Genomic DNA, 22,133 nt, shown 5'->3' on the forward strand with positions numbered 1-22,133 from the left:
CTGGGTTAGAAGACACGCTTGTTGCGACCGTCCGCCGGTGGACGGGTCGCCGGTCTGTCCAGCATAACAGGTTGCCTGATTGAAAAAATCACAAACTATCACGTCGGGATGGAATCGACCCGATCGCGGACCTTGCGCGATGCGCCGGCTAACCCTTATTCGACCGGTAACATGCGCCGCAAGGTAGCATCGTGGCGGACGACATGGTGATAGAGCGCTGCCGCCGCATGCATGGCTACCAGGGCCAGCAAAACCCACATGGCGGTGGCATGCACGTCACCCGCAGTGAGCGCCCAGCGTGCTTTCGGTGCGGCAATCGACGGTAGCGTGATCAATCCGAACAGGCTTACCGTCAGGCGATGCGCAGAAGCCGATGCCCAGCCGAGCAAGGGACCGGTCAGCAGGATCAGGTAAAACAGCCGATGTATCAACAGGGCGACCACACGTTCCCACGCTGGCGCCTGTGAGGCTTCCAGCGGCACCGGGTACATCAGACGGTGGACCAGGCGCGCCGCCATCACGACAAGTATCAGCACACCGATCGAAAAATGCAGGCCGATCCAGGTGTCGGGCTGCGTGTGCGGGCCGATATCCGGCATCGCCAGCGCCGTCACGAACTGGATCGTGACCAGCAGGACGATCGTCCAGTGCAGGGCTTTCGCCGTCGGGGTATAGACTGCGGCGCCATGGCTTGTCATTTTCCGCCCAGTGTGCGGTGGAGCTCGTCGATGCTTTCCTTGTGCCTGGACACGGTATCGTAGGAGGCAGTCGCGAATTTCTTCAGGTCGGGGTCCGACGTCGCCTTCATTTCCTTGCCCTGGTCTTCGACGTCTTCCTTGTGATCCTTGGCCTCGTATTTCACGTATTCCTTGTCGAAATCCTTGCCGCTCAGCTTGCCTAGCTTGTCGAATTCCTTCTTCTGGCCATGATCCATGTCGTCGGGCAAGGTCACCTTCTTCTGGCTGGCCAGTTGCTTCAGCTTCGCCAGCTCCTTGCCGTGGTCGTCGATCATGCGCTTGCCAAACTGCTTGACGCGCTCATCGGCGGCATTCTTCTGGGCCATTTCACCCATCGCGACTTCGGAGATCAATCCATGTGCGGTCTTGGTCATGTATTTCTCATCCTTGTGGCTCAGGTCGGCAGCGACGGCGACATGGGCAAGAGACAGCGCCGCAGCGGCTGCGGCCAGGCGAACGACGACGTTGGACATGTTTTCCTCGCAGGAGTGTTCGGTAGTCAAACACTAACACGACAGGTATTTCGACGAGTTCCGATTGAAACTAGACACAACACCAAATGTAGTTTCTGCGATTCACTGTGGGCTTGCGTACGGTGTTTACCGGCGCAGCCGCGCCAGCATCGCCAGCGCCCCCTGGGCCATGCGCCAGGCCGAGGTGCCGGATGCGGCCAGCGCCAGCAGGCGCTTGCGGCGCAGCAGCGCCATGCCCAGCCCGGCGCCGAGGGCGCCCAGCACCAGTTTCTTGTGGCCGGCCACATAGCCGGCAAGCGGATGGTCGAGCACATTCGACGGCCGCAGCGACTGTAGTTCGTAGGCCAGGCCGGTACGCTGCTCGGCGCAGCGTTCGACGAGTTCCGCGCGGCGCGCGGCGAGGGAGGGTTTATTCATTGGCGGCCTCCGCGTGCGCGTGGGCCGTGTGGCGCACGTACTCGACGTCCTTGCGCAGTTCGGCCAGCGTGGCCGCGAACAGGGGCGTCTGGGCGTTCAGCCTGGCGCGTACGTTTGACACGATCAGGAAGGCAGCGGCGCCAAGCAGGACGGCCATGCCGGCCACCGCCTGCAGGCGGTAGGCGTCCCAGAACAGCAGGATCACGAACAGCGCCACCAGCATGAAGCTGCCGGCCGCCAGGAACACCGCCAGCAGCGCCCACGCGAGGTAGCCGAGCAGGCGGCGCGCGTCTTCCTGGAATTCGACGGCGGCCAGCTCCAGCCGCGTGCCGACCATGGCCACCAGGGTCGCGGTTATACGGCTTGCCGCCGCCAGGATCGCCACGGGGTCAGCCCGATTACTTGCGGGCGATCAGCATGCCGATCACGACGCCGACGGCGCCGGCGATGCCGACCGACTTCCAGGGGTTTTCCTGGACGTACTCGTCGGTGGCCTTGGCGGCGACCTTGGTCTTCTCGACCACGACTTCTTCGAGGCGGATGATGTCGTCCTTGGCCTTGACGAGGGTGCGTTCGAACTTGGCCTTGGCCGCCTTCAGCTCTTCGCCGGTCAGCGAGCCGCTGTGGCGCAGCCAGGCTTCGGCGTCATGGATGACGGTCTTCAGGTCGGACAGCAGCTGGTCGCGTGCGCCGGTCTGGGTCGGGATTTTTTCCATCATGGTGAACCTCGTCGAAAGTGGGTGTGTATTAGTGTCAATATTAACCTAAAGCATAATCCAGCGCGACGCCGGCGAACAGTGCGGCGCCCAGCCAGTTGTTGTGGCGGAAGGCGGCGAAGCAGCGCATGCGGTCGCGTCCGCGGATCAGGGTGTAGTGATACAGCGCCATCGCGGCCGCCACCAGCACGCCGCCCACGAACCACCAGCGCAGGCCAAGCATCCAGCCGCACACCAGGTCGATGCCCAGCGCCGCCGCATAGCACAGCATGACGGCGACTACATCGTATTTGCCGAAGGTGATCGCCGAGGTGCGGATGCCGATCCTGAGGTCGTCGTCGCGGTCGACCATGGCGTACTCGGTGTCGTAGGCCACGGCCCAGAACACGTTCGCCACCAGCAGCCACCAGGCCACCGCCGGCACGCTGTCCTGCACGGCGGCGAAGGCCATCGGGATGCCGAAGCCGAAGGCGATGCCCAGGTAGGCCTGGGGAATGGCGAAGAAGCGCTTGAAGTAGGGGTAGCTGCCGGCCACGATCACGGCGATCACCGAGAGCTGCTTGGTGAGCGTATTCAGCGGCAGGATCAGCAGGAAGGACAGGATCGCCAGCACCAGCGCGACCATCAGCGCTTCCCAGCCCTTGATGCGGCCGCTGGTCAGCGGGCGGTCGACGGTGCGCTTGACGTGGCGGTCGAAGTCGCGGTCGGCGTAATCGTTGATCGCGCAGCCGCTGGAGCGCATCAGGGCCGTGCCGAGCACGAAGATGACGACCACCATCGGGTCGGGCCGCCCGCCGGATGCCATCCACAAGGCCCACAGGGTCGGCCACAGGAGCAGCAGGATGCCGATCGGCTTGTCTGCACGGATCAGGCGGAAGTAGAGCGCCAGCTTGTTCATCGCGGATTCTGAATTGAAAATTTGCAAGATCAGGATTTTAGCCTGTTCATGGCGCACGATCGACTATGCACAAGGTATGACGGGCTCGAGCGGGCTACGATGCCGGCTTTCGACAATAAAAAAGGGGGGACGAGATGCAGCTCGCAAGTATCGTGGTGGCGGCAGGTATCGGGCTCGGCTGTTGTGCGCTGGCCGATGCGGCTGCCAGGGCGGGCGCCGGCGCCGGCCGAGGGGATGCGGATCGCGGCGCGGCCGACTGGACCGAGGCGCAGTCGCTGCGCGAGCTGCCGGCCGGCATCCAGGCCCTGCTGGGCGTGGGCCTGGGCGAGGAGGGCGGGATCGCCGACCGCGGCGACCGCTTCAATGCCGGCGACGTGCCGGGGGGCGGCCTGCCCCAGCGCCGCTTCGCGCTCGGCGCCGTGAATGGCGACATCGTCGTGGTGGCCGTCGAACAGGGCGGACACGGCTATCAGGTGCAGACGATGGAATTCCGGCTGACCGGCGTGACCTGGGAGCCGGTGCGCTGCACCGTGGGCGCCGCCGCGCCGCGCCGCAGCACGGAACTGCTGGAAAACATCCTGGCGCGCCAGCCGGCCGCGCCGGGCGCCTGCCAGCTGCCCGGCTTTCATCCCGAACCGGCGCCGGCGGCCGCTGCCGTCATTGCGGTGCCCGCTGTTCAGCCGCGTCTCAGGCCACGTCCTGGAACGTGACCATCTCCACGCCCGGCAAGCCGCATTCGGCAACGGCATTGACCACGGCGTCGATCGCGGCGCGGCGCGTGAAGCTCTTGCGCCAGACGATCACCACGCGGCGCGACGGCGCCGGATCCTGGAAAGGTACGAAGGTCAGCATGCCGTTCGGGTCCTTCATGTCCGGCACCGAGGCGCGCGGCAGCACGGTCAGGCCGATGCCGCTGGCGACCATGTGGCGGATCGTCTCCAGCGACGAGCCTTCGAAGGTGCGCTGCATGCCGTTGCCGGTGCTGGGCGAGGAAAACTTGGCCATCTCCGGGCAGACTTCCAGCACCTGGTCGCGGAAGCAGTGGCCGGCGCCCAGCAGCAGCATGGTCTCGCTCTTGAGGTCTTCGGCGGAGATGTCCTTGCGCGTGGCCCAGGGGTGATTCTTCGGCATCGCGACCACGAAGGGTTCGTCGTAGAGCGGCTGCACCGCCATGCCGTGTTCCGGCAGCGGCAGGGCCATGATGGCGGCGTCGAGTTCGCCTTGGCGCAGCAGGTCGAGCAGCTTGACCGTGAAATTCTCCTGCAGCACCAGCGGCATCTGCGGCACCTTGTCGATCAGGTTCTTCACCAGCGGCGGCAGCAGGTAGGGGCCGATGGTATAGATCACGCCCAGGCGCAGCGGGCCCGACAGCGGATCCTTGTTCTGCTTGGCCAGTTCCTTGATGGCGGCGGTCTGTTCCAGTACGCGCTCGGCCTGGGCCACGATCTGGGCGCCCAGCGGCGTCACCGAGACTTCGGAGCCGCCGCGTTCGAACAGCGTCACGCCCAGTTCGTCCTCGAGCTTCTTGATGGCGACGGACAGGGTTGGCTGTGCAACGAAACAGGCCTCGGCGGCGTGGCCGAAATGCCTGGCGCGCGCGACGGCAACGATGTATTTGAGTTCGGTCAGGGTCATGAGCTTCAGGATTACAACGGTTGCCGCTTGTTAAGTAGGTGAACACTATTTTAGCGGGAAACCTGTCGATATAATGGGCCGCTCCGGGCGATGTTGCCCGCTGTTAATAAAAAGGCCACCATGTCCTCCACCTTCGGCCCGGCGGAAGCCCAGGCGTATATGCACAAGCTGCTGACCGTCATGCAGCAGCAGGGCGGATCCGATCTCTTCATCTCCGCCGACTTTCCTCCCAGCATGAAGCACCAGGGTGCCATGAAGCCGCTCAGCAGCCAGCGCCTGACCGGCGAGGTGACGCGCGCCCTGGCCCTGTCGCTGATGAACGAGCGCCAGCGCGCCGAGTTCGAGGCCGAGATGGAGTGCAACTTCGCGATCTCGCTGCCGAACGTGTGCCGCTTCCGCGTCAACGTCTTCGTGCAGCAGCAGAGCGTGGGCATGGTGGTGCGCACGATCGCTTCCGAGATCCCGACCTTCGAGAAGCTCGACCTGCCGGACGTGCTGAAGGACGTCGTGATGACCAAGCGCGGCCTGGTGCTGGTCGTCGGCGGCACCGGCTCCGGCAAGTCGACCACCCTGGCGGCCATGATCGACTACCGCAACGCCAACTCGGCCGGCCACATCATCACGGTCGAGGACCCGGTCGAGTACGTCCACAAGAACAAGAACTGCCTGGTCACCCACCGCGAGGTCGGCGTCGACACCCACTCCTGGCACAACGCGCTGAAGAACACGCTGCGCCAGGCGCCGGACGTGATCCTGATCGGCGAGATCCGCGACACCGAGACCATGGAACACGCGATCGCCTTCGCCGAAACCGGCCACCTCTGCCTCGGCACGCTGCACGCGAACAACGCCAACCAGACCATGGACCGGATCATCAACTTCTTCCCTGAAGAGAGAAGGCCGCAGCTGCTGATGGACCTGTCCGCGAACCTGCGCGCCATCGTCTCCCAGCGCCTGATCCGTACCGAGGACGGCAAGGGCCGCAAGGCGGCCATCGAGATCCTGCTGAACACCCCGACCATCAGCGAGATGATCCTGAAGGGGAACTTCCACGGCATCAAGGAAATCATGCACAAGTCGCGCGAACTGGGCATGTGCACCTTCGACCAGGCGCTGTACGAGCTCTACAACGCCGGCTACATCGGCTACGACGAAGCGATCCGCAACGCCGACTCGGCCAACGGCCTGCGCCTGCAGATCAAGCTCTCGGGCGAACGCCGCGCACCGGGCGGCGACGCCGGGGCCGCGAAGGCCGAGCTCTCGATGATGATCGAGGAAGAACCGGCAGAAGGCGCGAACTAAGATAAACTTGCGCATCGCTTAGTACCCGCCAACTCAAGACCGTCGTCCCCGCGAAGGCGGGGATCCAAGTTCCCATGCCCACCTTCGAACAAAAACTCACCACCCGCGCCGCCCTCCAGCAACGCGTCGCCGCCCTGCCCAAACCCGTCGTGCTGACCAACGGCGTCTTCGACATCCTGCACCGCGGCCACGTCACCTACCTGGCCCAGGCCCGCGAACTGGGCGCCTCGCTGGTGGTCGCCGTCAACACCGACGCCTCCGTGAAACGCCTCGGCAAGGGCGACGACCGTCCGCTCAACACCATGGCCGACCGCATGGCCGTGCTGGCCGCGCTGGAATCGGTCAACCTGGTGGTCGAGTTCGACGAGGACACCGCCCTGGAGGTGGTGCAGGAAGCCCGCCCCGACATCTACGCCAAGGGCGGCGACTATGTCATGACCGAGATCCCGGAGGGGAAGGAAGTCATCGCCCAGGGCGGCAAGGCGGTCGCGATCGACTTCGCGCACGACCGCTCGACCACCAGGCTGGTCGCCAGGATCCGCCAGTTCGGCGGATAAGCCCGGCAGCCAGGATTCAGCCGCCGGCGGCCTTCGCCGGCGCTCCCGTTTCCAGCGCCTTCAGGCGTTCGATGGAGTGCCCGATCGACGGATCGAGCGACAGTGCACGGCGGTATTCGTCGATCGCCAGCTGGTGCTCGCCGGCCGCCTCGTAGGCTTCGGCCAGGCTGTCGGCGATGCCGCCCCAGTCCGGCGCCAGCTTCGTCCCCAGGCGGAAGATCGGCACCGACTCCTTCACGCGCCCGCTGCGCAGCAGCTGGTAGCCGTACACGTTCAGCCAGACCGGTTCCAGGCTGAACTCCGGGCTGGAAGCACGCATCCTGTCGTAGACCTCCTGCGCATGCTCGTAGCCGCCGGTCTGCAGGGCGCGCACGAAGGCTTCCAGCGTCGGCGCCGTGCCCGCGCCCTTGCGGCGCTCCACCGACATCATGTGCGCGGGCGCCTGGTTGGCCGAGGGCTGCTTGTCGAGGAAGGCCATTGCCTTCGCGTCGTTCTTCAGGTAGGCGTCGAGGAAGCGTTCGACGTAGCGCGCGGTCCAGCTGTGCGCCATCGAGACTTCGTCGCGCGAGTACTCGCCGAAGCGCTTGTCGTTCACGAAGCGCAGGCCGTCCGACGCGAAGTCCGCATGCGCCATCGGATGCATCGTCACGACGGTCATGTCGGCATAGGTCATCTGGTTCAACAGGTTGAAGTCGAGCTTCTTCTTTTTCTTCGCCAGGGTTTCGAGCGAGTCGCGCTCACGGGCCACGAACAGCATCGGCACCGCCAGCCGCGCCGGCGTCGCATACTTGGCCGCGTCCTTGCCGCCGTCGACGAACTCGGGCCAGTAGCGTACCGAACCGTCCAGGCTCACCAGGGCGCGGATACGGTCGTCGCGGGCCGCCGCCAGCACGTTCGCCAGCCCGCCCCAGCTGTAACCGGCCACGGCGATGCGCGACACGTCGGCCTGCGGCATCCGGCTGGCCTGGCCGATCAGGAAGGCGATGTCGGCGGCCTGCGCCTCCAGGCCCTCGAGGTCGCTCGTCATGGCCCTGGTGCGCGCCCCCATCGAACTGCTTGCGATCACGATGTAGCCGTGGCTGGCCAGGTATTCGCACAGGTCGACGTTTTCGGTTGCCGAGGCGCTGAAGCTGGGCGCGTAGATCACGACCGGGAATTTGCCGGCGGCGGCGGGCGCATCCTTGCTGGCCCACATCGGCTGCGCCAGCGTGCGTTTCGCCGCGGCGGGCGCCAGGCCGGCGGTGTTGCCGGCGATGGTGGTCTCGGTCGCGGCCTGCACCTCGGCGGCGGAGAGCCAGGGTGTATCTTCGGTCGCCTTGGTCGCCATGTAGTCGCGCCAGGTGAGCGGCTTGCCCCTGGCGCCGGCCGGATACCAGGTGATAGCCTGGATCGGCCGCGCGCGCTCATGGGTTTCAAGCTGGCCGGTCACCATGTCGAAGGAGGGGCGGTAGACGCGGCTGTAGTCGTACTGCGACTTGACCTGCACGCCGACCGGCCAGGGCCCGGGGTCGTTCGAGAAGACGAAGGGGTCAGCGCCGCCGGCAGCGGCGCTGGCCGCGGCGCCAGCGGCGCCCGATGCGGCCAGCAGCAGGAGGGCAAGAAGTTTGGACATTGCGGAAAATGGATGAGATGGAAAGGCCCTCATCCTAGACGCTGGCCCGCGGCCGGCATAGCTGGCAGATTTACCAGCCCGGCGAGCAACTCAGGCGCCGCCCGCGTAGCCGTTCTGGCGCCAGGCTTCGTAGACCACCACCGCCACCGTGTTAGACAGGTTCAGGCTGCGGTTCCCCGGCATCATCGGCAGGCGGATGCGCTGTGCCGGCGGAAAGGTTTCGCGCAGGGCCGGATCGAGGCCGCGCGACTCGGCGCCGAACACGAACACGTCGCCGGGCCTGAAGGCAGCGTCGCCGAAGGGAGAAGAGCCGTGGGTGGTCATGGCGAACATGCGGCTGGTGTCCGGCTGTGCGTCCGCCAGGAAGGCGTCCCAGTTCTTGTGCACCTTCATGGTCGCGTAGTCGTGGTAATCGAGGCCGGCGCGGCGCATCTTGGCGTCGTCCAGCGGGAAGCCCAGCGGCTCGATCAGGTGCAGCTGGGCGCCGGTGTTGGCGCACAGGCGGATGACGTTGCCGGTGTTCGGTGGGATTTCGGGTTCGACCAGTACTACGTGAAACAAATTCTTCTCCTTGAAGGCGACGGCAGGATGCCTTGAAAGCGGGAGCATAGCGCAGAACGGCATCGCTGTTGCAAAGTCGTCCTATCAGGATCGATGGGCAGAATTCGCCTGGCGTATTGACAGGCTCTGCCTATACTGAGTGGATTCGTTTTCGGCCCAACGGTGTACTTCGACACGAGGAGCAACTATGAACGGATCCGGTTTTTCCCGCCGCCATCGCTGGGCGGCCATCGTCCTGGCTTCGGCCGCTGCCCTGCCGCTGCTTGCCGGCGCCGGCCCCGGCAACGGTAATGCCAACGCCAATGCCAGCGCCAGCGCTGCCAGCCCCACACTGGACGACAACGACGGCCGCGTCCAGCGCGGCCGGGAAATCGTGCCGGCCGGCGTCATCCTGAACCTGAAGGGCAAGTCGCGCGGCATGGTCTGGCAGGGCAGCTATATCGTCAACACAATGGGCTGCGTCGATTGCCACACCCACCCCAGCTATTCCCCCGGCGGCGATCCCTTCCAGGGCCAGCCTGAGCGCATCAATGCCGAGCAATACATGTCGGGCGGCCGCATGTTCGGTCCGACCATCACCGCCGCCAACCTGACGCCGGACAGCAAGGGGCGCCCGGCGGGCCTGACGCGCGACGAATTCGTGCAGACCTTGCGCACCGGCCACAATCCCCACGATCCGGCAGGCCAGATCCTGCAGGTGATGCCCTGGCCGACGGTCGGCAAGATGACCACGCATGACCTGCACGCCGTCTACGAGTACCTGAGCGCGCTGCCTTCGCTGCCCGACAATCCGCATCCCGGGCCCTGAGCTGTCCGCGCGCCGTGTCAACCGCCGCCGCCTCAGGCGCGCGGCGGCGTGCGCGCGAACACGAGATTGGTCACGCGCGCGGCGCCGAAGCGCTTGAAGGTGGCCGCCAGCTCGTCCAGCGTGCTGCCGCTGGTCATGACGTCGTCGACGATGCCGACGTGGCGGCCGTCCGCCAGGTCCGGGTCTTCGATGACGAAGGCATCGCGGATGTTGTCGGCGCGCTCGTGCGGCGAGACGCCGGACTGGGCGCGCGTATCGACCCGGCGTGAGGCCAGCGCCGGCTGCAGGGCCACGCCCAGCGAGGCGGCCAGCGGCCGCGCGATTTCGAGGGCCTGGTTGAAGCCGCGCTCGACCAGTCGGTTTGGGCCCAGCGGTACTGGACACAGCAGGTCGGGCAATGGGTGCCCGGGGCGGGCCAGCACGGCGTCCCTCAGCATCCGGGCGAACCAGGGGGCCAGCGGCAGGCGGGCGCTGAATTTCAGTTGCAGGACCAGGTGGTCCAGGGGTGGGGTGTAGTCGATGGCGAAGATGGTGGCGTCGTAGTGGGGTGGGTAGGTCTGGCAGGTGGGGCAGGTGCTTTCTTTGTTGTCGTTATGCTCGCGGAACTGAGGTCCCCGCCTTCGCGGGGACGACGGGGTAGGGCGCGGGGACGACGGGGTAGGGCGCGGGGACGACGGGGTAGGGCGCGGAAACGACGGGGTAACTAACGGATTGCCGCAGCGGGCGCAGCGATTTTTTGCCGGTTGGCAAAAATGTTCCTGGCAGGGTGCGCAGACGACGTCGTCGCAGCCGCCTCCGCACAGGGCGCACTGCGAGGGCAGCAGCAGATCCAGCATGGCGCGTGGCCAGCGGCGGAGCGGGGGCAGCGGGTGTCGGAGCATAAGGAGCCTGTCGCCAAACGGTTCAGGCCCCATCATGTACACTGCCGCCATGTCCCAATTTGACCGCAGTTGACCCATGGCTTCGCCCCAATCCCCCTCCAAGATGAGTGCGCCGATCGACCCGGCGCGCATCAAGCAGCTGTTTGCCGACCCCGCCCGCGTGGCGCCCTCGGATTTCCTGCGCCGCGAAATCGCCGGACGCATGTTCGAGCGCCTGTCGCTCGTGAAGAATTCTCCGCAGCAGGTGCTGGATGCCGGCTGCGGCACCGGCGCCGATCTCGCCGCGCTGCAGAAAGCCTATCCCGCCGCCCAGGTGCTGGGCGTGGACGCGGTGCCGGCGACGCTGCGTGCCGCCGCCGGGGCCGGCCAGGCGCCGCGCTCCTTCCTCAGCCGTTTGCTGCCGGCCAAGAGCGGCATCGATCTCGTTTGCGCCGACTTCGGCCAGCTGCCTCTTGGTCCGAACTCGGTCGATCTCGTATGGTCGAACCTGGCGCTGCACTGGCATCCGCAGCCGGACCGCGTGTTCGCGGAATGGCGGCGCGTGCTGCGCGTGGACGGCCTGCTGATGTTCTCGAACTTCGGCCCGGATACCTTCCTCGAGCTGCGCAACGCCTTTGCGGCGATGGACGAAACCCCGCACACCTTGCCCTTCGTCGACATGCACGATTTCGGCGACCAGCTGGTGGAGGCGGGCTTCACCACGCCGGTCATGGACATGGAGCAGATCACGGTCACCTACGACAGCGCGCAGGCCCTGCTGCTTGACGTGCGCGCCTTCGGCGGCAATCCGCTGGCCACGCGCCGCCGCGGCCTGGTCGGGCGCGCGGCCTGGCAGCGCATGCTGGACGCCCTGGAAAGCCAGCGCCGTCCGGACGGCAAACTGGGCCTGACCTTCGAGATCATCTACGGCCACGCCTTCCGGCCGGCGCCGAAAGTCACGGCGGCGGGCGAGGCGATCGTGCGTTTCCAGCCACGCCAGCAGCCGCCGCGTCCGCAGTAAGCGCGCGAAATTGCCGCAGTGCATCATGCATCATCATGCGGTTGAGGTAATTTTCCTTGAATAAAAATTAGCGATTTCAGTATAATCAATGACACTTTTTTCGACTTAAGCAGTCATCACGCTAAAAACTTCAGCAAAAACAGCGTGTAGTCGAACTGGTTGCAGCAACACCAAAGGCTTCGGAAACCGCGTTGTGCGGTCCGGGGCCCGAGCAAAAGCGTTCATCGAGGTCGCGTAGTCCCTGATGGTCGAAGTTTGCAGGAAGGATTTCGGAGCGGCGGCAGTTCGTTCATGGAGTGCCGGCCTCTTTAAGAAAATTCAATTTTTTTGGGTGGTTGGGGACAACATGACTTATGCAAAGCGATTAAAAGCGGCGATGTCCGGTCTCGCGGTAGGAGCCGGCATGCCGGCCCTGGCGTGGGCCGAGCCCGAGGTCATCGGGCGGCCGGTCGAGCACCAGCTCAACATGCAGCCTGCCGTAACGGGCATCGGCGACTATATCTACAGCCTGCACAACTGGATGATGATCGTCTGCCTGATCATCTTCATCGGCGTGTTCGGCGTCATGTTCTATTCGGTGTTCAAGCACCGCAAATCCCTGGGCCACAAACCCGCCACCTTCCACGAATCGACCGCCGTCGAGATCGCATGGACGGTGGTGCCCTTCCTGATCGTGATCGGCATGGCGCTGCCCGCCACCCACGCGGTCGTCGCCATGAAGGACACCTCGAATCCGGACCTGACCATCAAGGTCACCGGCATGCAGTGGAAATGGGGCTATGACTACCTGAAGGGCGAGGGCGAGGGCATCGGCTTCCTGTCGAACCTGTCGACCCCGCGCAGCGCCGTCGGCGAGCCGGGCGTGGCGCCGACCACCGCGCGCACCGAGACCTACCTGCTCGAAGTCGACAACGAGATGGTGGTGCCGGTCAACAAGAAGGTGCGCCTGGTGCTGACCGCCAACGACGTCATCCACTCCTGGACGATTCCGGCCTTCGCCGTCAAGCAGGACGCGATCCCGGGCTTCGTGCGCGACACCTGGTTCAAGGCCGAGAAGATCGGCACCTACCGCGGCAACTGCGTCGAGCTGTGCGGCAAGGAACACGCCTTCATGCCGATCGTCGTGAAAGTCGTATCAAGCGAGGACTACACCGCCTGGGTCAACACCAAGAAGAAGGAAATGGCGGCCCTGGCCGACGATCCGAACAAGGTCTGGACCATCGACGAACTGAAGACCAAGGGCGAGAAGATCTACGCCGCCAACTGCGTGGCCTGCCACCAGGCCAGCGGCCAGGGTGTGCCGAACGCCTTCGCCTCGCTGGTCGGTTCGCCGGTCGTGCTGGGTCCGAAGGCCGAGCAGATCAACGTGCTGCTGAACGGTAAGCACAGCGGCAAGTATCCGAGCGCCATGCCGGCATGGAAGCAGCTGTCCGACACCGACATCGCGTCCGTGATCACCTATACCCGTAATAACTGGACCAACAAGGCCGGCGAGAACATCGTCCAGCCGTCGGAAGTCCTGGCCGCCCGCGGCAAATAAGCGCTTGGAATCGGAGACCCTGAAATGAGTTCCACCATCGATCACGCACACAATCACGATGACCGGAGCGCGCACGACCATGCGCACGATCACGCACACGACCATCCGACCGGCCTGCGCCGCTGGCTGTTCGCCACCAACCACAAGGACATCGGCACCCTCTACCTGTGGTTCTCGTTCACCATGCTGCTCTCGGGCGGCGTGCTGGCGCTGATGATCCGCACCGAGCTGTTCCAGCCGGGCCTGCAGTTCTTCCGTCCCGAGTTCTTCAACCAGCTGACCACCATGCACGGCATCGTGATGGTGTTCGGCGCGATCATGCCGGCCTTCGTCGGCTTCGCCAACTGGATGATCCCGCTGCAGGTGGGCGCCTCCGACATGGCGTTCGCGCGCATGAACAACTTCTCGTTCTGGCTGCTGCCGCCGGCCGCGATCCTGCTGGCGACCTCGTTCTTCGTGCCGGGCGGCGCCACCGCCGCCGGCTGGACCCTGTACGCGCCGCTGTCGACCCAGATGGGCCCGGGCATGGACATGGCGATCTTCGCCCTGCACATCATGGGCGCCTCGTCGATCATGGGTTCCATCAACATCATCGTCACCATCCTGAACATGCGCGCGCCTGGCATGACCCTGATGAAGATGCCGATGTTCTGCTGGACCTGGCTGATCACCGCCTACCTGCTGATCGCCGTGATGCCGGTGCTGGCGGGCGCCATCACCATGACCCTGACCGACCGCCATTTCGGCACCTCCTTCTTCAACGCGGCAGGCGGCGGCGACCCGGTCATGTACCAGCACATCTTCTGGTTCTTCGGCCACCCCGAGGTCTACATCATGATCCTGCCGGCCTTCGGCATCGTCTCGCAGATCATCCCGGCCTTCGCCCGCAAGCCGCTGTTCGGCTACGCCTCGATGGTGTACGCGACCGCCTCGATCGCGATCCTGTCCTTCATCGTCTGGGCCCACCACATGTTCACCACCGGCATGCCGGTGACCTCGCAGCTGTTCTTCATGTACGCCACCATGCTGATCGCGGTGCCGACCGGCGTGAAGGTGTTCAACTGGGTCGCCACCATGTGGAAGGGCTCGATGACCTTCGAAACGCCGATGCTGTTCGCGGTCGGCTTCATCTTCGTGTTCACGATGGGCGGCTTCACCGGCCTGATCCTGGCCGTGACCCCGATCGACATCCAGGTGCAGGACACCTATTACGTGGTGGCCCACTTCCACTACGTGCTGGTGGCCGGCTCGCTGTTCGCCCTGTTCGCCGGCTTCTACTACTGGGCCCCGAAATGGACCGGCCACATGTATCCGGAAGGCCGCGGCAAGGCCCACTTCTGGCTGTCGCTGATCACCTTCAACATCACCTTCTTCCCGATGCACTTCCTGGGCCTGGCCGGCATGCCGCGCCGCTATGCCGACTACGCCGTGCAGTTCACCGACTTCAACCAGATCGTGTCGATCGGCGCCTTCGGCTTCGGCCTGAGCCAGGTTTACTTCCTGTTCTTCGTGGTGCTGCCGACCATCCGCGGCGGCCAGAAGGCGGAAGCCAAGCCCTGGGAAGGCGCGGAAGGCCTGGAGTGGACGGTGCCGAGCCCGGCGCCTTTCCACACCTTCGAGCACCCGCCGCTGGTGAAGTGAGATGATGACGGCTGAATCAAGCCAGGAGCGTGCCGCCCGGCTGCGCAGGAAAAACCTGCGCACGGCCTGGCTGGTCGGCGGGCTGGCGCTGTTCTTCTTCGTGCTGCTGTTCGTCAAGCGGCTCTGGCTGAGCTGAGATGAGCGACGCACCACGAGCCGAACAGCGCGGCCGACTGGCCCTGAACCGCACCACCTTCGCCAAGCTGGTGGTGGTGGCCGGCGTGATGTTCGGCTTCGGCTATGCGCTGGTGCCGATCTACCGCCAGGTCTGCGAAGTCCTCGGCATCAACGTGCTGACGCAGAAGGACGGCACGGTGGAGCGTCCGGCCAACACCCAGGTCGACCTGACGCGCACCGTCACCGTCGAACTGGACGGCAATGCGCAGGGGCCGTGGCGCTTCCGCCCGACCCAGCGCAGCATCGACGTGCACCCGGGCGAGATGGCGACCGTGGTCTACGAGGTCGTGAACACCCAGGCGCGCACCGTGAAGGCGCAAGCCATCCCGAGCTACGCGCCGCAGTCGGCGACGCCGCACTTCAAGAAGGTCGAGTGCTTCTGCTTCAAGGAGCAGGTGCTGGGCCCGAACGAGGCGCGCCAGATGCCGGTGGTGTTCTTCATCGACCCGGCGCTGCCGCGCGAAGTGAAGAACATCACGCTGTCATACACCTTCTTCGAGATCGGCGGCGGCACGGTGGCAAAAAATGAATGAGGAACGCAAAGCAAGCTTCGGCGCCACCATGAAGGCCGTGTTCTGGTCCTTCTTCGGGGTCCGCAAGCGCAAGGATTATGACCACGACGCCGCCAACCTGAACCCGATCCACGTGATCGTCGGCGGCTTGCTCGGGGCGGCAATCTTCATCGGCATCCTGTTGTTCGTGGTGCGGATGGTGGTGGCGAAATAAGGAACAAGCAGCAAGCAGGAATTCGACAAATCAAAAAGTTCGTTTGAGGAGATGAGAATGAGTTCGCCACAAAATGCGCCGTACTATTTCGTCCCTGGCCCCTCGCGGTGGCCGATGGCCGGCGGCCTATCGATGCTCGTCACGATGGCGGGCGCGGCCGGCTGGGTCAACGGCACGTCCTGGGGGCCCGGCGTCTGCACGGCCGGCATCCTGGCCATGCTCGCGGTACTGTATTTCTGGTTCGGCGACGCCATCGGCGAATCGGAATCGGGCAAGTACGGCGCCCGCATCGACAGCTCCTACCGCTGGTCGATGAGCTGGTTCATCTTCTCGGAAGTCATGTTCTTCGGCGCCTTCTTCGGTGCACTGTTCTATGCGCGTTCGATCAGCATGCCCTGGCTGTCCGACCTCGACCACAAGGTGATCTGGCCCGACTTCGCCGGCCACTGGGGCAACGTCGGTCCGGCCGGCACCGTCGAGTCCTTCAACACGATGGGCCCGTTCCCGATCCCGACCATCAACACCGCGCTGCTGCTGAGCTCGGGCGTGACCCTGACCATCGCCCACCACGCCCTGCGCGCCGGCCACCGCAGCAAGACCGCCTTCTGGCTGTTCTGCACCATCCTGCTGGGCGCCGTCTTCATGGGCTTCCAGGCCTATGAATACCACCACGCGTACACCGAACTGAACCTGAAGCTCAGCTCGGGCATCTACGGCTCGACCTTCTTCATGCTGACCGGCTTCCACGGCTTCCACGTGACCATGGGCGCGATCATGCTGTCGGTGGTGCTGTACCGCGTACTGAAGGGCCACTTCACGCCGGAACACCACTTTGGCTTCGAAGGGGCGGCGTGGTACTGGCACTTCGTGGACGTGGTGTGGCTGGGTTTGTACGTGGTCGTCTACTGGCTGTAAGAAGTCCCGCAAGCCTTGAATCGTCGTCCCCGCGCAGGTGAAAAAAGCGCCAGTGGCGCTTTTTTCACCTGCGCGGGGATGACGTTTACGGGCTAGCGCAAGCCAGTAGGCTGAATCCACCCCATCTTGTAAGAAAACAGCACCAGCAGAAACAGCGTGATCGACAGCCCCACCCGCATCGCCAGCGCCTGCACGGTGCGGTTGCTGCGGCCCTTGTCGCGCATCAGGAAGAACAGTGCGGAGGCCAGGCTGGCGATGATGAGCACGAAGGCGATGGCGACGACGATTTTCATGACTGGCCCCGAGTTGGAATAGTGACATTGTATGCGACTTCGCTTCCATTTCAGGACCGTTCCCTTCCTTGCCACCCTCGTCCTCGTCGTGCTGGGGATCGTGCTGGGCAACTGGCAAACCCGCCGCGCGGCCGAGAAAACCGTCTTGCAGACAAGACTGGAACAGGGCATGGCGGCGCCCCCGCTGAGGCTCGATGGCGGCGCCGTCGATCCCGCCACCTTGGAGTTTCACCGTGTCATTGTTACCGGGGAATTCGTCCCCAACTGGCCGGTGTTCCTCGACAACCGGCCGCAAGATGGCCGCAGCGGATTCGTTTTGCTGATGCCGTTTAAAATAGCGGGGTCGAGCAAGTCCGTACTGGTCGCGCGCGGTTGGCTGCCGCGTAATACGGCCGAGCACGACAAGCTGCCGCCCTATACGACGCCCGCGGGCCAGGTCACGCTCGAGGGCAGGGCGGTGCGCCAGCTGGCCCGCGTGATGCAGCTGGGGACGGCGGCGCCGCTCGCGCCGAACGCGATCGTGCAGAACACGGACCCGGCCGACGTGGCGCGCGCCAGCGGCCTGGACCTGCTGCCGGTCGTGGTCGAACAGACCGGGCCAGGCACGCCGGGCGACGGCCTGACGCGCAACTGGCCCATGCCCAGCCTGGACATCGACCGCCACAAGGGCTATGCCGTGCAGTGGTATGCGCTCGCGGCGATGGCTTTCCTCTTTTTTGTGATTACAGGATTTCGACGTGGAACCAAACAAGCCGGCTGAACCCCAACAACGCAAGCGCGGCCGCTGGATGCTCTGGCTGGTGCTGCTGGTGTGCGCTTCGCCGTTGATCGCGTCATACTTCACCTTTTACGTGCTCAAGCCGGAAAAGCGCAACAACTACGGCACCCTGATCGACCAGCGCGCCCACCCGATACCGGCGATGGCGACCACCACCCTGGACGGCAAGCCGGTGGCGCTGGACCAGTTCAAGGGCAAGTGGGTGATGCTGATGGTGGCTCCCGGCGCCTGTGGCGAGGCCTGCCGGAAGCAGCTGTTCGCGATGCGCCAGTTGCGCCTCATGCAGGGCAAGGAACAGGACCGCATCGAGCGCGTCTGGCTGATCGACGACAAGGAGCCGCTCGACACCATCGTGATCCGCGAATTCGACGGCACCCACATGCTGCGCGCCGATGCCCAGGCCGTGGCGAACTGGCTGCCGGCCGACCCGGGGACCGGCGTGACCGACCACATCTACATGATCGACCCGCTGGGCCATTTGATGATGCGCTTCCCGAAGGATCCGGAACCGCGCAAAGTGTACAAGGATATCAACAAGCTGCTGAAGGCTTCTTCGGTCGGCTGATGCAAGAATCATGGAAGTCTCGAATTTCATACTGCTGGCCCTGACCGGCATCCTGGCCGCCAGCGTGCCGCTGTCCGTCGTCTGGATGGCGACCGGCGGCAACCGCTACCGCAAGCTGGCCTGGGTGATCGCCTTCTTCACCTTCGACCTGATCGTGTTCGGCGGCTTCACCCGCCTGACGGATTCGGGCCTCGGCTGCCCCGACTGGCCGGGCTGCTACGGCGAAGCCAACCCCTTCCTGGCCCATGCCCACATCGCCGCCGCCGAGGCCCTGATGCCGACCGGTCCGGTGACGAAGGTGAAAGCCTGGATCGAGATGATCCACCGCTTCCTGGCGATGGGCATCGGCCTCATGATCATCGGCCTGATGGTGGCTTCGTGGGTGCAATGGCGGCGCTCGAAAGGGCGCTCGCATTCGCCCTGGCTGCCCACGCTCCTGTTTTTCTGGGTGTGCGTGCAGGGCGCGTTCGGCGCCTGGACCGTGACCATGAAGCTGCAGCCGGTGATCGTGACCCTGCACCTGCTGTTCGGCATGACCCTGCTGGCCCTGGCCGTCTGGCTGGGCGGACGCGAGGACAATCTGCTGCATCCGATGCCGGTTCTGGCGCCGCCGGACGCCCAGAAAATGGCCGATGCGCTGCGCCGCCTGCGTCCGCTTGCCTGGCTGGCCGGCGCCGTCGTGCTCATCCAGTTGGCACTCGGCGGGTGGGTAAGTACCAATTATGCGACGCTTGCCTGCAATGACTTTCCACTCTGCCAAGGACAAATTGTCCCAGAGATGGACTTTCAACACGGCTTCACCTTGTGGAGGGAACTGGGCAAAACGGCCGCCGGCCATTACCTGCCGTTCTCGGCCCTGACCGCCATCCACTGGGTGCACCGCAACTTCGCGGCCGTCGTGGTGCTGGTGCTGGGCCTCACAGCCTGGCGCGCCTGGCGTTTGCCGGGCCTGCACGGCGCCGCCCGGAATATTGCTTTAGTATTATTGGCGCAGGTCCTGACGGGGGTCGCGACCGTGTTTTTTAATTTCCCGCTTGCAATTGCTGTGCTGCACAACGCAGGGGCGGCCCTCCTTGTCTTGCTGGTGACCATGATAAACTACAAGGTACAGTATCAACTCGACCTGGTGCGCTCCCCCCGGCATGAAGCGGAGGCGGCGCCCGCGGGCCACTCATGATTACCCAAACCGCAACCCATAAACCGCCCAGCCGCGTCTCGCAATACTGGGCGCTGACCAAGCCTCGCGTCACCCAGTTGGCCGTCTTCTGCGCCGTGATCGGCATGTTCCTCGCCACCGACGGTTTCCCCGGCTGGCACGTGCTGTTCTGGGCCACGCTCGGCATCTGGCTGCTGGCCGGCGCCGCCTTCGCCGTCAACTGCCTGATCGAGGCCGAAGTCGACGCCCGCATGGCCCGCACCGCGCGCCGCGCCACCGCCATGGGCGAGCTGTCGACCACCCAGACCCTGTTCTTCTCCGCCATCCTCGGCGGCGCCGGCATGGGCATCCTGTACACGATGGTCAATCCGTTGACCATGTGGCTGACCTTCGTCACCTTCGTCGGCTATGCGCTGATCTACACCGTCCTGCTCAAGCCCAACACGCCGCAGAACATCGTGATCGGCGGCCTGTCCGGCGCGATGCCGCCGGCCCTGGGCTGGGCCGCGGTGGCGAACACGGTGCCGATGGAAGCCTGGCTGCTGGTGCTGATCATCTTCGTCTGGACCCCGCCGCATTTCTGGGCGCTGGCCATGTACCGCCGCGACGACTACGTCCGTTCAGGCCTGCCGATGATGCCGGTCACCCATGGCATGAAGTACACCGGCCAGCAGGTCTGGCTGTATTCGATCGCGCTGGCCGCCTGCACCTTGTTCCCGTTCGCGGTCGGCATGAGCGGCTGGCTCTACCTGCTGTCCGCCATCGGCCTGAACGCCGTGTTCCTGCGCCACGGCTGGCTGGTCCACAAGCACTACAGCGACCAGGTCGCGCGCAAGGCCTTCGCCTGGTCCGTGATCTACCTGTCACTGCTGTTCGCCGCGCTGCTGGTCGACCACTATGTGAAGCAATACCTGACTTTCTGATTCCTTCGACATGAAAAAACTGCTGCCCCTGCTTGTCGCCGCCACCCTGGCGTTTTCCCTTGCCGCCTGCGACAAGCTGCCGGGCAAGCAGGCCAGCTTCCAGAACACCGACGTCACCGGCCTCGATTACGCCAAGGGCTTCAGCCTGACCGATTTCAACGGCAAGCCGCGCACCCTGGCCGACTACAAGGGCAAGGTCGTGGTCGTCTTCTTCGGCTACACCCAATGCCCGGACGTGTGCCCGACCACGATGACGGAAATGGCCAGCGTGATGCAGAAGCTGGGCCCGCAGGCCGACCAGGTGCAGGTGCTGTTCATCACCCTCGACCCCGAGCGCGATACCCCGCAGCTGCTGGCCAGCTATGTGCCGGCCTTCGACAAGCGCTTCATGGGCCTGTACGGCACCCTTGAACAGACCGCGAAGACGGCCAAGGACTTCAAGGTGTTCTACTCGAAGGTGCCGGGTTCAAGCCCCGGCAGCTACACCATCGACCACATGGCCGGCAGCTATGTGTTCGACCGCGACGGCCGGCTGCGCCTCTTCATCCGCCACGGCGGCAGCGCCGATTCGATCGTCCACGACGTCCGCCAGCTGCTTATCTAAGCCAAGGAAATGGACCAGCGGCCTGGAAAGAACACCACCCGGGCCGCCGCCGTCATCCTCCTCACGCTCGGCTGCCTGTATGTCCTGAGGCCCTTCCTGGCCGCGATCCTGTTCGCCGCCGCCGTCGTCATCTCGTCCTGGCCTTTGTACCTGAGGCTGCGCCGGCGCATGCACGGACGCCGCACCCTGGCGGCGCTGACCATGACGCTCACGTTGACCCTGCTGGTCGTGATTCCGCTGGCCCTGGTCGCCTACAACCTGGCCGACAACGCCGCCGCCCTCGAGGAGCTGCGCAAGCTCAGTCGCGGCAACCTGCAGTCGCCGCCCTGGATCCGCGCGATCCCGCTGCTCGGCGAACAGATCGACATCTATTTGCGCGAGCTGCTGGCCAGCCGCGACCGCATGATGGAACTGGCGCGCCGCATGGCCGAACCTGCCCGGCACTACCTGGTGGCCGGCGGCATCGTGCTGGGCGCGGGCGTGGTCCAGATGGCCCTGGCGGCCTTCGTCAGCTTCTTCTTCTACCGCGACGGCGAGGCGCTGAACGCCGTGATCGCGGCCGCCATGAAGCGCATCATGAACGAGGAAGCCGAGTCGGTGACGGAGACCGTCAGCCAGACCGTGCGCGGCGTCATGTACGGCCTGCTCGGCACCGCCCTGGCCCAGGCCCTGGTGGCGGCGATCGGCTTCGCCATCGCCGGCGTGCCAGCGGTGCTGCTGCTGTCGGTGCTGGTGTTCGTGTCCTCCTTGATTCCGGTCGGCCCGCCCGTCATCTGGGGCGGCGCGGCGATCTGGCTGTTCGCCCAGGGCAGCACCGGCTGGGGCATCTTCATGCTGGTATGGGGCTTCTTCGGGATCAGCGGCGTCGACAACGTGGTGCGGCCGATGCTGATCAGCCGCGGCTCGAGCCTGCCCTTCCTGCTGACTTTACTCGGCGTGCTGGGCGGGGTGATCGCCTTCGGCTTCGTCGGCCTGTTCATCGGACCGACCCTGCTGGCGGTGGGCTATTCCCTGATGAGCGGGTGGACGCAAACGAGGAATCCTATCGTGAGGCGGGACGCCGAATAGGTTGGCGCTGTTCGCGCCAAGTGTGGAATCTTTTCTGCAAGCCTGCGGTCCAATGTCGACCTGAACCGTTGACGGAGGCCCCATGCAAGCACGGCAGTTCGAACAGTTCCTGCAACGCCTGTCCTCTCTAACGCGGCGCCAGCGCGACCG

The 22,133-nt window shown here is 65.0% G+C and carries 28 protein-coding genes; 17 read left to right on the top strand and 11 right to left on the bottom strand.

Annotated features, from left to right (window positions below; translation table 11 throughout):
• Window positions 1-155 precede the first annotated feature (155 nt).
• The 6 genes from AB4Z32_RS23165 to ubiA all read right to left on the bottom strand — a co-directional run bounded on the left by AB4Z32_RS23165 (window position 156) and on the right by ubiA (window position 3,241).
• Window positions 156-698 carry a cytochrome b gene (locus AB4Z32_RS23165; RefSeq protein ID WP_442124224.1) on the bottom strand — a complete coding sequence of 181 codons (543 nt, stop codon included), beginning with the start codon at window positions 696-698 and terminating at the stop codon, window positions 156-158.
• Entirely contained in the window at window positions 695-1,210 is a 516-nt protein-coding gene (locus tag AB4Z32_RS23170) for a DUF4142 domain-containing protein (protein WP_442124225.1), read from the bottom strand. The genes AB4Z32_RS23165 and AB4Z32_RS23170 overlap by 4 nt, the downstream gene beginning before the upstream one ends.
• 126 nt (window positions 1,211-1,336) lie before the next feature.
• Window positions 1,337-1,627 (bottom strand): hypothetical protein, encoded by a 291-nt coding sequence (locus tag AB4Z32_RS23175; RefSeq protein WP_442124226.1) that lies wholly within the window; start codon window positions 1,625-1,627, stop codon window positions 1,337-1,339.
• A complete protein-coding gene (locus tag AB4Z32_RS23180) occupies window positions 1,620-2,012 on the bottom strand; it encodes a phage holin family protein (RefSeq protein ID WP_442124227.1) in 393 nt (130 codons plus the stop codon). Before AB4Z32_RS23180 ends, AB4Z32_RS23175 begins: the two co-directional genes overlap by 8 nt.
• A 13-nt stretch (window positions 2,013-2,025) precedes the next feature.
• On the bottom strand, window positions 2,026-2,346 hold the full coding sequence (locus AB4Z32_RS23185; protein WP_442124228.1) for a DUF883 family protein: 321 nt from the start codon (window positions 2,344-2,346) through the stop codon (window positions 2,026-2,028).
• A gap of 40 nt (window positions 2,347-2,386) precedes the next feature.
• A complete protein-coding gene (gene ubiA / locus AB4Z32_RS23190; RefSeq protein ID WP_442124229.1) occupies window positions 2,387-3,241 on the bottom strand; it encodes a 4-hydroxybenzoate octaprenyltransferase in 855 nt (284 codons plus the stop codon).
• 134 nt (window positions 3,242-3,375) lie between these two features.
• On the opposite strand from ubiA, the gene AB4Z32_RS23195 reads away from it, so the two are divergent.
• Complete coding sequence (locus AB4Z32_RS23195; protein ID WP_442124230.1) at window positions 3,376-3,951, top strand: hypothetical protein; 576 nt, start codon at window positions 3,376-3,378, stop codon at window positions 3,949-3,951.
• Here AB4Z32_RS23195 and AB4Z32_RS23200 read toward each other — a convergent pair.
• A complete protein-coding gene (locus AB4Z32_RS23200) occupies window positions 3,929-4,876 on the bottom strand; it encodes a hydrogen peroxide-inducible genes activator (protein ID WP_442124231.1) in 948 nt (315 codons plus the stop codon). The two genes, AB4Z32_RS23195 and AB4Z32_RS23200, sit on opposite strands and share 23 nt — an antisense overlap.
• A gap of 120 nt (window positions 4,877-4,996) precedes the next feature.
• Here AB4Z32_RS23200 and AB4Z32_RS23205 point away from each other — a divergent pair, with 120 nt between their 5' ends.
• Both AB4Z32_RS23205 and rfaE2 read left to right on the top strand, forming a co-directional pair.
• Window positions 4,997-6,178, top strand: coding sequence for a PilT/PilU family type 4a pilus ATPase (locus tag AB4Z32_RS23205; protein WP_442124232.1), 1,182 nt, complete (start codon window positions 4,997-4,999; stop codon window positions 6,176-6,178).
• Window positions 6,179-6,252: 74 nt separating this feature from the next.
• Window positions 6,253-6,735 (top strand): D-glycero-beta-D-manno-heptose 1-phosphate adenylyltransferase, encoded by a 483-nt coding sequence (gene rfaE2 / locus AB4Z32_RS23210; RefSeq protein WP_442124233.1) that lies wholly within the window; start codon window positions 6,253-6,255, stop codon window positions 6,733-6,735.
• Window positions 6,736-6,751: 16 nt separating this feature from the next.
• Here the strand turns inward: rfaE2 and AB4Z32_RS23215 are convergent, their stop codons facing one another.
• Together AB4Z32_RS23215 and trmL are read right to left on the bottom strand one after the other, a co-directional pair.
• Entirely contained in the window at window positions 6,752-8,347 is a 1,596-nt protein-coding gene (locus AB4Z32_RS23215) for a dienelactone hydrolase family protein (RefSeq protein ID WP_442124234.1), read from the bottom strand.
• Window positions 8,348-8,437: 90 nt separating this feature from the next.
• Window positions 8,438-8,908, bottom strand: a complete 471-nt coding sequence (gene trmL, locus AB4Z32_RS23220; RefSeq protein ID WP_442124235.1) for a tRNA (uridine(34)/cytosine(34)/5-carboxymethylaminomethyluridine(34)-2'-O)-methyltransferase TrmL — start codon at window positions 8,906-8,908, stop codon at window positions 8,438-8,440.
• A gap of 187 nt (window positions 8,909-9,095) precedes the next feature.
• On the opposite strand from trmL, the gene AB4Z32_RS23225 reads away from it, so the two are divergent.
• The gene (locus AB4Z32_RS23225) at window positions 9,096-9,716 is read left to right on the top strand and encodes a hypothetical protein (RefSeq protein WP_442124236.1); all 621 of its coding nucleotides are present in this window, start codon (window positions 9,096-9,098) and stop codon (window positions 9,714-9,716) included.
• Window positions 9,717-9,748: 32 nt separating this feature from the next.
• Here AB4Z32_RS23225 and AB4Z32_RS23230 read toward each other — a convergent pair whose 3' ends face one another.
• Window positions 9,749-10,552, bottom strand: a complete 804-nt coding sequence (locus AB4Z32_RS23230; protein WP_442124237.1) for a ComF family protein — start codon at window positions 10,550-10,552, stop codon at window positions 9,749-9,751.
• Window positions 10,553-10,673: 121 nt separating this feature from the next.
• Between AB4Z32_RS23230 and AB4Z32_RS23235 the strand changes: the two genes are divergently transcribed.
• The 7 genes from AB4Z32_RS23235 (at window position 10,674) to AB4Z32_RS23265 (ending at window position 16,596) form a co-directional block, all read left to right on the top strand.
• Window positions 10,674-11,597, top strand: a complete 924-nt coding sequence (locus AB4Z32_RS23235; protein WP_442124238.1) for a methyltransferase domain-containing protein — start codon at window positions 10,674-10,676, stop codon at window positions 11,595-11,597.
• Window positions 11,598-11,943: 346 nt separating this feature from the next.
• A complete protein-coding gene (coxB, locus tag AB4Z32_RS23240) occupies window positions 11,944-13,137 on the top strand; it encodes a cytochrome c oxidase subunit II (RefSeq protein ID WP_442124239.1) in 1,194 nt (397 codons plus the stop codon).
• Between the two features lie 24 nt (window positions 13,138-13,161).
• The gene (gene ctaD / locus AB4Z32_RS23245; RefSeq protein ID WP_442124240.1) at window positions 13,162-14,778 is read left to right on the top strand and encodes a cytochrome c oxidase subunit I; all 1,617 of its coding nucleotides are present in this window, start codon (window positions 13,162-13,164) and stop codon (window positions 14,776-14,778) included.
• A 1-nt stretch (window position 14,779) separates the two neighbouring features.
• Window positions 14,780-14,914, top strand: coding sequence for a hypothetical protein (locus AB4Z32_RS23250; RefSeq protein WP_442124241.1), 135 nt, complete (start codon window positions 14,780-14,782; stop codon window positions 14,912-14,914).
• 1 nt (window position 14,915) lies between these two features.
• On the top strand, window positions 14,916-15,488 hold the full coding sequence (locus AB4Z32_RS23255) for a cytochrome c oxidase assembly protein (protein WP_442124242.1): 573 nt from the start codon (window positions 14,916-14,918) through the stop codon (window positions 15,486-15,488).
• Window positions 15,481-15,681: a DUF2970 domain-containing protein gene (locus tag AB4Z32_RS23260; protein ID WP_442124243.1), complete on the top strand. Its 201-nt coding sequence runs from the start codon at window positions 15,481-15,483 to the stop codon at window positions 15,679-15,681. The genes AB4Z32_RS23255 and AB4Z32_RS23260 overlap by 8 nt, the downstream gene beginning before the upstream one ends.
• Before the next feature lie 57 nt (window positions 15,682-15,738).
• Window positions 15,739-16,596, top strand: a complete 858-nt coding sequence (locus AB4Z32_RS23265) for a cytochrome c oxidase subunit 3 (RefSeq protein WP_442124244.1) — start codon at window positions 15,739-15,741, stop codon at window positions 16,594-16,596.
• 92 nt (window positions 16,597-16,688) lie between these two features.
• Here AB4Z32_RS23265 and AB4Z32_RS23270 read toward each other — a convergent pair whose 3' ends face one another.
• Window positions 16,689-16,889: a twin transmembrane helix small protein gene (locus tag AB4Z32_RS23270; protein ID WP_442124245.1), complete on the bottom strand. Its 201-nt coding sequence runs from the start codon at window positions 16,887-16,889 to the stop codon at window positions 16,689-16,691.
• A gap of 31 nt (window positions 16,890-16,920) precedes the next feature.
• On the opposite strand from AB4Z32_RS23270, the gene AB4Z32_RS23275 reads away from it, so the two are divergent.
• From AB4Z32_RS23275 to AB4Z32_RS23300, 6 genes are read left to right on the top strand one after another with little or no spacing between them, the layout of a single operon-like run.
• Window positions 16,921-17,649 carry an SURF1 family protein gene (locus AB4Z32_RS23275; protein ID WP_442124246.1) on the top strand — a complete coding sequence of 243 codons (729 nt, stop codon included), beginning with the start codon at window positions 16,921-16,923 and terminating at the stop codon, window positions 17,647-17,649.
• On the top strand, window positions 17,627-18,232 hold the full coding sequence (locus AB4Z32_RS23280) for an SCO family protein (RefSeq protein WP_442124247.1): 606 nt from the start codon (window positions 17,627-17,629) through the stop codon (window positions 18,230-18,232). Before AB4Z32_RS23275 ends, AB4Z32_RS23280 begins: the two co-directional genes overlap by 23 nt.
• 10 nt (window positions 18,233-18,242) lie before the next feature.
• On the top strand, window positions 18,243-19,409 hold the full coding sequence (locus AB4Z32_RS23285) for a COX15/CtaA family protein (protein WP_442124248.1): 1,167 nt from the start codon (window positions 18,243-18,245) through the stop codon (window positions 19,407-19,409).
• Window positions 19,406-20,311 carry a heme o synthase gene (gene cyoE, locus AB4Z32_RS23290; RefSeq protein WP_442124249.1) on the top strand — a complete coding sequence of 302 codons (906 nt, stop codon included), beginning with the start codon at window positions 19,406-19,408 and terminating at the stop codon, window positions 20,309-20,311. Before AB4Z32_RS23285 ends, cyoE begins: the two co-directional genes overlap by 4 nt.
• A 10-nt stretch (window positions 20,312-20,321) precedes the next feature.
• Window positions 20,322-20,915 (top strand): SCO family protein, encoded by a 594-nt coding sequence (locus tag AB4Z32_RS23295; RefSeq protein WP_442124250.1) that lies wholly within the window; start codon window positions 20,322-20,324, stop codon window positions 20,913-20,915.
• A gap of 9 nt (window positions 20,916-20,924) precedes the next feature.
• Window positions 20,925-21,983, top strand: coding sequence for an AI-2E family transporter (locus tag AB4Z32_RS23300; protein ID WP_442124251.1), 1,059 nt, complete (start codon window positions 20,925-20,927; stop codon window positions 21,981-21,983).
• Window positions 21,984-22,133 lie beyond the last annotated feature (150 nt).

The organism is Massilia sp. 2TAF26 (assembly GCF_052115005.1).
Lineage (GTDB): Bacteria > Pseudomonadota > Gammaproteobacteria > Burkholderiales > Burkholderiaceae_D > Telluria.